Genomic DNA, 11,902 nt, shown 5'->3' with positions numbered 1-11,902 from the left:
TCGCTCGAACGAGGGTGGGGTGAGCGGGTGGGCCGAGACTTTGCCGAAAGCTTGTCGCCCTGCGTACGGACGTGAGAGGGCCGTGGATGCGATGTGAACGGGGAGTGGGTGCGGTGCTGCGCCTGTGTCTGTCGGGACCCGTGGACGTGCTGGTGCGCGAGGCGCCGGTGGACCTGGGACCGCCCCAACGCCGTGCCGTCCTCGCCGCGTTGGCGGTGGACGCCGGCCGGTCCGTGCCGGTCGAGGTGCTCATCGACCGGGTGTGGGGCACCGAGCCCCTGGACGGCGCGCGCCGCGCCCTGTACGCGCACATCGCCCGCATCCGGCGCCTCGCCGAGCGCCTGGACGAGGCCGGCGAGGGACGATCACCGGTGCTGCGCAGAGCCGGCGGTTACCAACTCGACCTCGACCCCGACCGGGTCGACCTGCACCGCTTCCACCGCCTCGCGGCCCTGGCCGGGGCCCCGGCGAAGTCCTGAACGCCGTCACCCCTTTGTGTGATCTTTGCCGCGAACCGCGTTGTCCCCCTGGCCGGCCCCACCTAGCCTCACCCGCGGAACCACGGGAGGGCTGGCATGCTGAAGACCGTACGGGAACAGGCATCGGGACTCACCAAGGACCAGCGCAACGCCTTCGTCGCCGCCTATCTGGGGTGGGCGATGGACGCCTTCGACTACTTCCTCGTCGTACTCGTCTACAGCGAGATCGCCGACGACTTCGGTGTCTCGCTCACCGACATGGCCTTCCTCACCACCGTCACCCTGGTGATGCGGCCGGTCGGTGCCCTGATCTTCGGCATGTGGGCCGACCGCAAGGGCCGGCGCGTGCCGCTCATGGCCGACGTCGTCTTCTACTCGCTGGTCGGCTTCGCCTGCGCCTTCGCCCCCAACTACACCGTGCTGCTGGTGCTGCGGCTGCTGTACGGCATCGGGATGGGCGGCGAGTGGGGCCTCGGCGCGGCGCTGGCCATGGAGAAGATCCCCGCCGAGCGCCGCGGCTTCTGGTCGGGGCTGCTGCAGAGCGGCTACTCGCTGGGATACCTGCTCGCCGCCGTCGCGTTCCTCGGCATCGAACCCGCCTTCGGCTGGCGCGGGTTGTTCGCCTTCAGCCTGGTGCCCGCCCTCGTCGCCCTGTGGGTGCGCACGCGGGTCGAGGAGAGCGAGGTGTGGGAGAAGAGCGTGGCGCTCAACCGCACCCCCGCTCACCAGGTGTTCCGGAACCCGGCGGTGCTGCGGCGCTTCGTGTACCTGGTGGCGCTGATGACCGCCTTCAACTGGATGTCGCACGGCACCCAGGACGTCTACCCGACCTTCGTGAAGAAGGGCCTGGGCCTGTCGCCGGACACCGCGATCGCCATCGCCGTGGTCTACAACATCGGCGCCATGATCGGGGGATCCCTGCTCGGGGCCTACTCCGAGCGGCTGGGCCGCCGCCGTACGATCATGGTCGCGGCCGCCGCGGGCCTGGTCGTGGTGCCCTTCTTCGTGCTGTCCACCACCGCGGGCTGGCTGATGCTCTCCTCCTTCCTGATGCAGGTGTGCGTGCAGGGGGCCTGGGGCGTCATCCCCGCGCATCTGACCGAGATGAGCCCGGACGCCGTCCGCGGCTTCTATCCGGGCGTCACCTACCAGCTCGGCAACCTGATCGCCGCCCTCAACCTGCCCATCCAGGAGGCCGTCGCCGAGCGGCACGGCTATCCGGCGGCGATGACCTGGACCGTGGTGCCCGCCCTCACCGCCGTGATCGTGCTCAGCGCCGTCGGCAAGGAGGCCAAGGGCATCCGGTTCGGCACCACCGGCACCCGGGCGGCGACCACCCCGGCGGCCGACAACGCGTAGAGACGGCACCGTCCGGCACCAGCTGGCAACCGAGTGCGCAGAGCACCCGACGGCGCCGGGCCCGCCGTGACGCGTTTAGCCTTGGGTGTGATCGGATTCCCCCTCGGCGCCTCGACCACGCTCGCCGAACTCGCCCGCGATCCGCACCCGCGCCTGGCCCTCCTGCGCGCGCACGAGCCGGTGTCGTGGCTGCCGGAGCTGAACGGCTGGCTGGTGACCCGCCGCGACCTGGCGCTCGACGTGATGCGCGACGCGGCCGCCTTCACCGTCGACGACCCCCGCTTCACCACCGCCCAGGTCGTCGGGCCGAGCATGCTGTCCCTGGACGGCCCCGAACACACCCGCCACCGCGACCCCTTCGCCGCGCCCTTCCGGCCCCGCGCGGTCCGGGAGGGGTTCGCCTCCTTCATCGAGCGGGAGACCGACCGTCTGATCGCCGGGTTCGAGTCGTCCGGCACCGCCGAGCTGCGCCGCGCCTTCGCGGGCCCCCTCGCGGTCGCCGTCGTCACCGAAGCCCTCGGCCTGGCAGGCACCACCACGGACACCGTGCTCTCCTGGTACGAGGCCATCGTGCGCTCGGTCTCGGACCTCACCGCCGGCGTGGCGGCCGGACCCGACGGCGCCGCCGCCTACGCACGCCTGAAGGACGCCGTGGAGGCCACCGTCGCGGACCGGCGCACCTCCTCGCTGCTCCTCTCCGCCGCCGACCGGCTGGCACCCGCCGAGGTGGCGTCCAACGCGGCCGTGCTGATGTTCGGCGGCATCGAGACCACCGAGGCGATGATCGTCAACGCGCTGCTGCACCTGCTGAGCCACCCCGACCAGCTCGCCCTCGTGCGAGCCGACCCCGGGCTGCTCGACGGCGCGATCGAGGAGTCCCTGCGCCTCGAACCCGGCGCGGCCGTCGTCGACCGCTACGCCACCCGCGACACACGGCTCGGGCCGGCCACCGTCCGCCGCGGCGACCTCGTCACCGTCTCCCTGGCCGGCGCCAACCGCGACCCGGCCGTCTTCCCCGACCCGGACCGCTTCGACGTCCGCCGTGCCAACGCCCGCCTCCAACTGGCCTTCGCGCACGGCCCGCACCACTGCCTCGCCGCCCACCTCGCCCGCCTGGAGACCCGCATCGCCCTTCAGCGCCTGCTCGAACGGCTCCCCGGCCTCCGCCTCGACCCCGAGCGGCCCGCCGCGCCGTACGGCCTGGTCTTCCGCAAGCCGGACGCCCTGCACCTGCGCTGGGACGGCCCGTCCGAACCCGAACCCACCACGCCCTCGTGATCACGCCCGGATGCCCATGACAGGCTGAGGCGTCGGAGAAACGGCCCTCGGCACCCACAGGAGCACCACGTGACCTACGACATCAGCGCACTGCGCTCCCGGTTCCCCGCCCTGGCCGCGGGAACCGCCCACTTCGACGGCCCCGGCGGCACCCAGACGCCCGAACCCGTCATCCGGGCCGTCGCGGACGCCCTGGCGAACCCCCTGTCGAACCGGGGACAGGTGACGGTGGGGGAGCGCAACGCCGACGCCATCGTCACCGGGGCCCGGCAGGCCATGGCCGACCTCCTGGGCGCCGAGGCGTCCGGGATCGTCTTCGGCCGCAGCGCCACCCAGCTCACGTACGACGTCTCCCGGACCCTCGCCAAGACCTGGGCGCCCGGCGACGAGGTGGTCGTCACCCGGCTCGACCACGACGCCAACATCCGCCCCTGGGTCCAGGCCGCCGCCCTGGCCGGGGCCACCGTGCGCTGGGCCGACTTCGACCCGGCGACCGGGGAGCTGACCGTCGACCACGTCCGGGCCGTACTCTCCGAGCGCACCCGGCTGGTCGCCGTCACCGCCGCCTCCAACCTCATCGGCACGCGCCCCGCCGTGGCCGAGATCGCCCGGCTGGCGCGCGAGCACGGCGCGCTGACCTACGTCGACGGCGTCCACCACACCGCCCACGCGCTGGTCGACGTGGAGCTGCTCGGAGCCGACTTCTACGTCTGCTCGCCGTACAAGTTCCTCGGCCCGCACCTCGGAGTGCTCGCCGCCCGGCCGGAGTTGCTCGCGACCCTCCACCCGGACAAGCTGCTGCCGTCCAGCGACGCCGTACCGGAGCGCTTCGAACTGGGCACCCTGCCCTACGAGTTCCTCGCCGGAACCCGGGCGGCCGTCGACTTCCTCGCCGGGCTCGACAGCAGTGCCGCGGGCAGCCGCCGCGAACGCCTGGCCGTCTCCTTCGCGGCCCTCGAGGAACACGAGCAGGTCCTGCGCGCCCGGCTCGACAAGGGCCTGTCGGCGCTGGAGGGCGTCACCGTCCACTCCCGGGCCGCCGACCGCACCCCCACCCTGCTGCTGACCTTCGCGCACCACAGCACGGTCGACGCCTACCACTTCCTCGCCGAACGCGCGGTCCACGCGCCCTCGAGCTCCTTCTACGCCGTCGAGGCCTCCCGCCGGCTCGGCCTCGGCGACGCCGGCGGCCTGCGCGTCGGCCTCGCGCCCTACAACGACACCGAGGACGTCGACCGCCTGCTGGCCGGACTCGCCGAGTTCCTGGCCCTCCCCGGGACCGACGCCCCCTGACCGAGGACTACTTGGAGCCGCCGCGTGCGTTGTAGACGACGATGTCCCCGGCGTCGACGGCCTCCCGGTAGGCGCGGAACACCGTCAGGGCCTCCTCGCGCAGCACGTCCCCCACGACCTCGATGCCCCGCTCCTCGAACTGCTCGGCCCAGTCCGTGCGCAGCGGTCCCTCGTCGAACCTGGTGAGCTCCTCCAGCTCCGGTCCGGCGCCGTCGATCACCGGACGCCGGACGCCGGACCACAGGGTGGCTCCGTAACACTGCACGCAGGGACGCCAGTTGACGACCAGCTCGTGCGCCGGGAGTCCCTCGCCGCCGAGGTTCCAACTGCCCTTCGCCCGCTGGGCCAGAGCGAGCGCGAGGACCTCGGCGGGCGCGCTGGAGACCCCGGAGGCGAGGACGACGTTGACGCCGACCGAGACGATCCGGCCGGTGTCCCGCTCGGCGACGAGCGCCGCGAACGGACCGCCGGCGCCCGCACGCCTGTTGCGGTCGGCCAGGCGGTGCACCAGCCGCATCCGCTCCTCACGGCCCGCGAGGACGGCCGGCACGTCGGCCAGCTCCTCGTCGATCCACGCCGGCAGCGCGACGCGGTACTCCTTGACGATGTCGATCATGTTCGGCCTTCTGTGCGGCGGCCGGTGTCGTGCGGAACCCACGGCTGGAATCGTGCGGACCCCCTGCAACGGGTCACCGCATCGCCCCTTCACAACAAGTTCGGTCGTTCATTTTTTGGTGGCCGTCCGTGTGCCGTCCGTGTGCCGTCTGTTGAATCCGGGGCGTGCGGTGCACCAGTGTGGGGTCCCATGGACCGTGACTGGAGCCCCACCTTCCGTCCGACCCGCCGTCAACTCCTCGCCGCCGCAGGCGCCTTGCCCCTCGTGGGCGTGGCCCCGGCGGGCGCGGCACGACAGCGCACCGGCGCCGCCTCCCTGACCTTCACCCGAGCCACCAACGGCGCGGCCACCCTCGCCCCCGCCGGTGACCACCTCGTCGCCGAGGTGCAGGGCACGCTGTGGTCGCTGCCCCGCACCGGCGGCACCGCCCGCCCCCTGACCCCCGCCGACCTGGAACCGGGCCGTCCCACCCACTCCCCGGACGGCCGGCTCATCGCCCTGTGCGCCTACCGGGACGGCGGGTTCCACCTGTGGACCGTGCGCCCCGACGGCTCCGAGCTGCGCCGGCGCACCGACGGACCCTGGGACGACCGCGGCCCCGCCTGGTCGCCCGACGGCACCCGGCTCGCCTTCGCCTCCGAACGCGGCGGCGACCCCGTCGACGGCAGCCCCTACCGCATCCACGTCCTCGACCTGCCGACCGGCCGGATCACCCGCGTCACGGGACTGCCCGGACAGCAGGGACCCCTGCAGGACACGCCGTGGGAGGACTTCGACCCCACCTGGGCACCGGACGGCGCCCACATCCTGTTCGTCCGCGCGAAGACCGTCACCACCTCCCTCGGCCTGACCGTGGAGGCCCGCACCATCGCCGCCGTGCCCGCCGACGGCACCGGCCCCGTCACCGTCCGCCACACCGAGACCGAGGCCGCCCAGGTCATGACGCCGGCCCTCGCCGCCGACGGCCGCCTGGCCCACCTGCGGACCACCGCCGCCCCGAACGCCTCCTGCACCCTGGTCGTCGACGGCCGCGCCGTCCCCGTCACCGGCGACATCGCCCCGGTGCCCCCGCGCTGGACGCCCGAGGGCGAACTGCTGCTGACCCTCGACGGCGCCTTCACCCTCCTGCGGCCGGACAGCCCCGACCAGCCGCGGACCGTCCCGTTCGAGGGCGTGCTGCCCGTGCACCGGCCCCGCTACCGGGTCAAGGAGTACGACCTCGGACAGGCCCGCACCCGGCCGGTGCGCGGCATCCACCTGCCCGCCCTCTCGCCCGACGGCCGGCACATCGCCTTCGCCGCCCTCAACTCGCTGTGGATCGCAGACAGTTCGGGTGGCCGCCCACCCCGGCGACTGCGCAAGGCGGACGCCACCCGCTATCTGCTCGGCCCCTCCTGGGCCCCCGACGGACACGCGCTCGTCTACGCTGACGACCGGGACGGACTCCTCGGCGTGTACCGGCACGACCTGGCCACCGGCGAGGAGACCGCGCTCGCCACCGGCGGGCGGGTGCATCCCGCGCTGTCCCCCGACGGGCAGCGGCTGGCCTGCCTCGACATGACCGGCAGGCTGATCGTCCGCGACCTGGCGTCCGGCACCGAACGCGTCCTGGCCGCGCCCCTCGGCGGCGGCGGTCTGCCCGGCCGCCCCAGCTGGTCGCCCGACGGCCGCCACCTCGCCCTGTGCGACCGCAACCGGCTCAACGCCCGCTTCCGGGAGGGCTACAACCTGATCCGGATCGTCGACGCCACCACCGGCGCCGACCGCCGCCACGCCGTGGCCCCCCACACCTCGATCGCCGACCGGTACGACTCCGGGCCCGTCTGGTCACCCGACGGCCGCACGCTCGCGGTCGTCGTCGAATCCGCGCTGTGCCTGCTGCCCGTCGACCCCGACGGCACCCCGCGCGGTGCGCTGCGCACCCTCACCGACGAACCCGCCGACCACCCCTCCTGGTCCGCGGACTCCTCCACCCTGCTCTACCTCTCCGGCGGCCGGCTGCGCCTCGTCGGCGCCGACGGCGGCCCGGCGCGCACCGTCCGCGTCACCCTCGACGCCCACAGACCCACCCCGCCCGACCTGGTCGTGCACGCCGGACGGCTGTGGGACGGCACCGGCGAGACGACCCGCGACGACGTCGACATCGTGGTGAGCGGCGGACGGATCACGGCGGTCGAACCGCACCGCTCCGGACGCCGGGCCGCCCTGCGCCGCGTCGACGCCTCCGAGCGCACCGTCCTGCCCGGCCTGTGGGACACCCACACCCACCCCTGGCAGAGCACCTACGGCGGCCGCCAGACCGTCGGCCAGCTCACCTACGGCATCACCACCGCCGTCTCCCTGGGCGGGTTCGCCTACGAACAGGCCCGCATCCGCGAGGCGGTGGCCGCCGGACAGCTCGCCGGGCCCCGCCTGCTGGCCACCGGCGAACTCCTCGACGGCGCCCGCGTCGCCTACAGCATGGGCCGCGCCCACCGCACCCCCGAGGGACTGCGCCGCTCGCTGGAACGCGGCGCCGCACTCGACTGGGACTTCGTCAAGACGTATGTCAGGGCGCCGGGTTGGGTGATGCGGGAAGCGGCCCGCTTCGCCCACGAACGCCTCGGCGTGCGCACCGGAGGACACCTGCTCTCGCCCGGCGTCCAGCTCGGCCAGGACCTGACGACCCATCTGCAGGCCACCCAGCGCGCCGAGTTCGGACACGCCGTCACCGCCGCGGGCCGCGCCCACGAGGACGTCGTGGAGATCTACACCCAGCGGGGCGTGGACTTCTCGATGATCGCCACCCCGTTCACCGCCGCGCCTCTCCTCGGCGCCGATCCCGCCCTCGCCGACGACCCGCGGGTCACCGTGGTGATGCCCCCCTGGGACACGGCGGCGGTCAAGCAGTCGGCGGGCGTCCCGCCCACCGCCGCCCAGCTGGCCACCCTGCGCACGGAGACCGACATCTACCGGCGCGTCCTGGCCGCCGGCGGACTCGTCGCCCTCGGCACCGACCAGCCGCTCGTCCCCGTCGGCCTCGCGCTCCACCTCGGCCTGCGCGCCCTGCACCGGGGCGGGCTGTCCCCGGCACAGGCCCTGCGCACGGCCACGGTCCTGCCCGCCCGTCTCTTCGGCCTGGACGATCACCTCGGCACCGTCGAGGAGGGCAGGCTCGCCGATCTGACCGTCGTCGACGGCGATCCGTTCACCGACTTCGCCGCCCTCGTCCACACCGTGGCCGTGCTCAGGGGCGGAGTGCCGTACACGACTGAGGAGTTGGTCGCCGCGTTCGAACCCGCGGCCCGGCGGACGGCGGCCGCCGAGGACGACTGGCTCGCAATGGGACGGCTGATGAGAAGGGACGGCTGCTGCGACGGCCACGGGCCGTACGGCGGCTGACGGGGCGGCATCCGACGACGAGGCCGTCGCGCGGTACGTGAGCGCGGTCACCGCCGGGCTGCGGCCGGTTTGCACAGGGCATCCGTGCGTTTCGCACGGTCGCCGGCCCGAGGTCCGCGGGGCGACCGGCGGCCTCACCCGGGCCCGATGTGGACCACGCGGGCCCAGGCTGGCGGGGTGTCCGGCACGTACTCCGGGTCTTCCTCGTCCCAGGAGTCGTCCGGCCGGGGGAACAGACCCACCACCGTCCGGCAGGCGGGCCGTTCCTCGGGCCAGGGCGTCTGCCCGTCGGTCAGCACCACGACGACGTCGGGGCCGGGACGGGTGCGCAGCGCCTTGGCGAAGCCGGTGCGCAAGTCCGTACCGCCGCCGCCGAGCAGCGGGATGCCCTCCGCGCGGCACAGGGGATGTGCGACCCGCGCCGCCGCGTCGCACGGCACGACGGTGACCAGGTCCCGACGGCCGCCCACGGCACGGGAGATCGCGGCGACCTCCAGCAGCGCGCTGCCCAACTCGGCGTCGCTGACCGAGCCGGAGGTGTCGATGACCACGCACACGCGGGGCGGCCGGCGCCGCAGGGAGGGCAGCACCACGCCGGGCAGTCCGGCCGAGCGCCGCGCCGGGCGGCCGTAGGAGTAGTCCTCGCCCGCACCCGGGGCGGTCGCCGCCGAGCGCACCGCCGCCCCGAGCAACTCCCGCCAGGGCTGCGGCGGATGGAACGCCTCCTCCGCCCACCGCCGCCACTGCTCCGGGGCGTTGCCCGGGCGGCCCTTGATGCCCTGTGCCACCCGGAAGCGGACCGCGTCCCGCTCCTGTTCGCTCAGCCCGTGCGCGCCGTCCGGGCCGAGATCCCACTCCCGTTCCCTCCCGTCGGCGCCGCTGCCGCAGTCCAGCCAGGCCAGGCCCTCGGTGTGCGGGCCGAGCCGGAACCGGCGCAGGTAGTCCTCCATCAGCTGCCCGGTGGGCAGGTGGAGGAGGTCGGGGTGGACGGCGCCCTCGGGGCGGGGCAGTCCGTCGCCGTACACGTCGTCGTTGATCTCGAAGTCCGCGGCGATGTTCATCCGCAGCCGTTCGGCCGGGCCGGTCAGCCCGCGCTCCTTCGCGACCCGGTCGCCGCGCCGGTGGTGCTCGCGCAGCAGGTGGGACACCTCGTGCACCCAGACGCCGGCCAGCTCCTCGACGGGCGTGCGGTCCACGAACCCGGGCGAGACGTAACAGCGCCAGTGCCGGTCGACGGCCATGGTCGGCACCGTCCGGGACGCGACGGTGTGCAGGGCGAACAGCGCCGTGGCCAGGTAGGGGCGGGCCCGGGCGGCCTGCAGACGGGCCGTGAAGAGCTTGTCCTCGTCCAGGGCCGCCGGCGTCGCCCCGCTCATCGCGCCACCCTCGCGGCCGCCTCGTCCGCGCGCCGGGACAGGGACACGACCCCGGCGAGTTGCTCGATCGACGCCGGTACGTCCCAGTCCTCCCGGCGCAGCGACGCCAGCGTGCTCGCGGGGACGACCACCAGGTCCGGGGCGCCGGTCCGCACCGCCCGCACCAGCAGCTCCCACGCCGCGTCCCAGCGCGCCTTGTCCGGGCGGGCACGGACCGCGGCCACCACGCCGTCCAGGGCGGCCTGGCGCAGATCCCCCCGTTCGGGCAGGACGGCACCGGCCGGGTCGGCGAGCAGCTCCTCGGGGTCCGGGAGGTCCATCCGGTCCACGCTCGCCAGCAGTTCCAGCCCCGGACCGTCGCCCACGGTTGCCCTGACGAGCAGGGACAGCACGTCCCGGGAGGAGCCGGCCGCGGTCGCGAAGGCGATCAGACGCAGGGTCATCTCCCAGCTGCGGGGCGAGGGCCAGGGCCCGCCCCGGCGGGTCTCACTGCTGGGCAGCCGGTGCACCAGCGTCGGCCGGGCGGTCAGCAGCCCGCACACCGCCCGGCGCGCGAAGTCCACGGCGTCCGGCAGCCGTTGCTGGTTGAGCCGGGGCAGGGTGGCCCGGGGCCAGGTCCCGCCGAGGCCGCGGACGACGACCTCGTGGTCGTGGGTCCACTGCAGGTGCACGAACCGGTTGGCGAGCGGCGGGCTCAGCTCCCAGCCGTCGGCCGCCGAGGAGCGCGGGTTGGCGGCGGCCACGATCCGCACGCCGGGCGGCAGCCGCAGCGCGCCGATGCGCCGCTCCAGCACCAGCCGGAGCAGGGCGGCCTGCACGGCCGGCGGTGCGGTGGACAGTTCGTCCAGGAACAGCAGCCCCCGGCCGGCCCGCACCAGGCGCACCGCCCAGTCCGGCGGGGCCATCGGAACGCCCTGCTCGGCGGGGTCGTCGCCGACGATGGGCAGCCCGGAGAAGTCGGACGGCTCGTGCACGCTGGCGATCACCGTGGTCAGCGGAAGATCCAGCGCCGCGGCCAGCTGGGTCAGCGCGGCGGTCTTCCCGATGCCGGGTTCGCCCCACAGCAGCACGGGCAGATCGGCGGCCACGGCCAGGGTGAGCGCCTCCAGCTGGATGTCGGGGCGGGGTTCGGTGGAGGCATCGCGCAGAAGAGCCAACAGAGCTTCGGCGACGTCGAGTTGGGGGTCGTCGGTGGAGACAGGGGACAGGGTGGGCTGAGAGGGCACGGACATGAGTGATCACCTTGGGTGTTGTGTGGGGTGGAAAGGGGGAGGGGTGCGGACCGGTTCGTGGCCGGTCCGTGGCCGGTTGGTGGGCGGTGAAGCAGCGGGTGCGGGTCGGGCGCGTGGTGGTGTGGCCGACGGGGGTGCCGTCGGAGGGGCGTCGCGGGTAGGGGCGTCGTCGCCGGTTCAGCGGAAGGTGCTGTGGCGCGGGCGGCGGCGCAGGGAGCGTGGGCGTGGGGTGCCCGGGAGGATGCGGCCCGGGGCGGGGCCGGACAGGCCGGCGCGGAACAGGCCGTAGGCGATGCGCCGTTGGGCGGCCGTCTCCAGCTCCTCCCGCAACGGCCCGTCCCGCAGCACCGCTTCCGGCCCCAGCAGCCCTTCCACGACGGCCAGCGCGCCGGCGGTGTCGCCGTGGTCCAGGCGTTCGCGGACCCCGGCGAGGCAGTCGGGCCGGCGGTGCGCCCGGTCGATCGCCTGCAGACAGGGCAGCGGAGTGCCCGTCAGGGCGGCCAGCAGTTCCTCGCGCCGGATCTCGTCCGCCCGGTGGTCGAGCGCCGTCAGCACGCCGTCGACCAGACCGATCCGGTGCGTTTCTCCCCGGCAGTCGACGAGGTGCGGCCGGTCCGCCCGCTCGGGGGCCCGCGGGAAGCCGGACGACACGTGAGCGGGGGCCAGCGCGGCCGCCACCAGCGGGTGCAGTCGGCCGGCGTCGATCGCACCGGCGCGCAGCAGTTCGAGGTCGGGCGGCACCCAGGTCGCGGCGTCGGGCAGCACCGGCAACCCGGCGCCCTCGCCCGGGCGGAGCCGCACCGGGGCGCCCCCGAGCGGGTCGATGAGCAGCCGGTAGCGGCGGCCCAGCCGCGCCACGACACCGGGCGCGTCCGTCGCCGAGGCGCC

At 74.6% G+C, this 11,902-nt stretch carries 8 protein-coding genes and 1 pseudogene; 5 read left to right on the top strand and 4 right to left on the bottom strand.

Annotated elements, in window-relative coordinates:
- Positions 1-113 precede the first annotated feature (113 nt).
- From M8J74_RS16435 to M8J74_RS16420, 4 genes are all read left to right on the top strand, one after another.
- Positions 114-479 (top strand): AfsR/SARP family transcriptional regulator, encoded by a 366-nt coding sequence (locus tag M8J74_RS16435; protein ID WP_249837118.1) that lies wholly within the window; start codon positions 114-116, stop codon positions 477-479.
- Positions 480-575: 96 nt separating this feature from the next.
- A complete protein-coding gene (locus M8J74_RS16430; RefSeq protein ID WP_249837117.1) occupies positions 576-1,838 on the top strand; it encodes an MFS transporter in 1,263 nt (420 codons plus the stop codon).
- Between the two features lie 87 nt (positions 1,839-1,925).
- Complete coding sequence (locus M8J74_RS16425) at positions 1,926-3,116, top strand: cytochrome P450 (RefSeq protein ID WP_249837116.1); 1,191 nt, start codon at positions 1,926-1,928, stop codon at positions 3,114-3,116.
- 69 nt (positions 3,117-3,185) lie between these two features.
- Positions 3,186-4,409, top strand: a complete 1,224-nt coding sequence (locus M8J74_RS16420; RefSeq protein WP_249837115.1) for a cysteine desulfurase-like protein — start codon at positions 3,186-3,188, stop codon at positions 4,407-4,409.
- 7 nt (positions 4,410-4,416) lie between these two features.
- On the opposite strand, the gene M8J74_RS16415 is transcribed toward M8J74_RS16420, so the two are convergent.
- Complete coding sequence (locus M8J74_RS16415) at positions 4,417-5,025, bottom strand: tRNA-specific adenosine deaminase (RefSeq protein WP_249837114.1); 609 nt, start codon at positions 5,023-5,025, stop codon at positions 4,417-4,419.
- 189 nt (positions 5,026-5,214) lie between these two features.
- Here M8J74_RS16415 and M8J74_RS16410 point away from each other — a divergent pair, with 189 nt between their 5' ends.
- Positions 5,215-8,406 (top strand): amidohydrolase family protein, encoded by a 3,192-nt coding sequence (locus M8J74_RS16410; RefSeq protein ID WP_249837113.1) that lies wholly within the window; start codon positions 5,215-5,217, stop codon positions 8,404-8,406.
- A 134-nt stretch (positions 8,407-8,540) separates the two neighbouring features.
- Here the strand turns inward: M8J74_RS16410 and M8J74_RS16405 are convergent, their stop codons facing one another.
- From M8J74_RS16405 to M8J74_RS16395, 3 genes and pseudogenes are all read right to left on the bottom strand, one after another.
- Positions 8,541-9,782 (bottom strand): vWA domain-containing protein, encoded by a 1,242-nt coding sequence (locus tag M8J74_RS16405; protein WP_249837112.1) that lies wholly within the window; start codon positions 9,780-9,782, stop codon positions 8,541-8,543.
- On the bottom strand, positions 9,779-11,014 hold the full coding sequence (locus tag M8J74_RS16400) for an AAA family ATPase (protein ID WP_249837111.1): 1,236 nt from the start codon (positions 11,012-11,014) through the stop codon (positions 9,779-9,781). The genes M8J74_RS16405 and M8J74_RS16400 overlap by 4 nt, the downstream gene beginning before the upstream one ends.
- Before the next feature lie 177 nt (positions 11,015-11,191).
- Positions 11,192-11,902, bottom strand: a pseudogene (locus M8J74_RS16395) (hypothetical protein); the annotation flags it as partial.

The organism is Streptomyces panaciradicis, assembly GCF_023516615.1.
Taxonomy (GTDB): domain Bacteria; phylum Actinomycetota; class Actinomycetes; order Streptomycetales; family Streptomycetaceae; genus Streptomyces; species Streptomyces panaciradicis.
The sequence above is the reverse complement of the archived record's forward strand: the minus strand, read 5'-3'. Positions and strand labels throughout refer to the sequence as shown.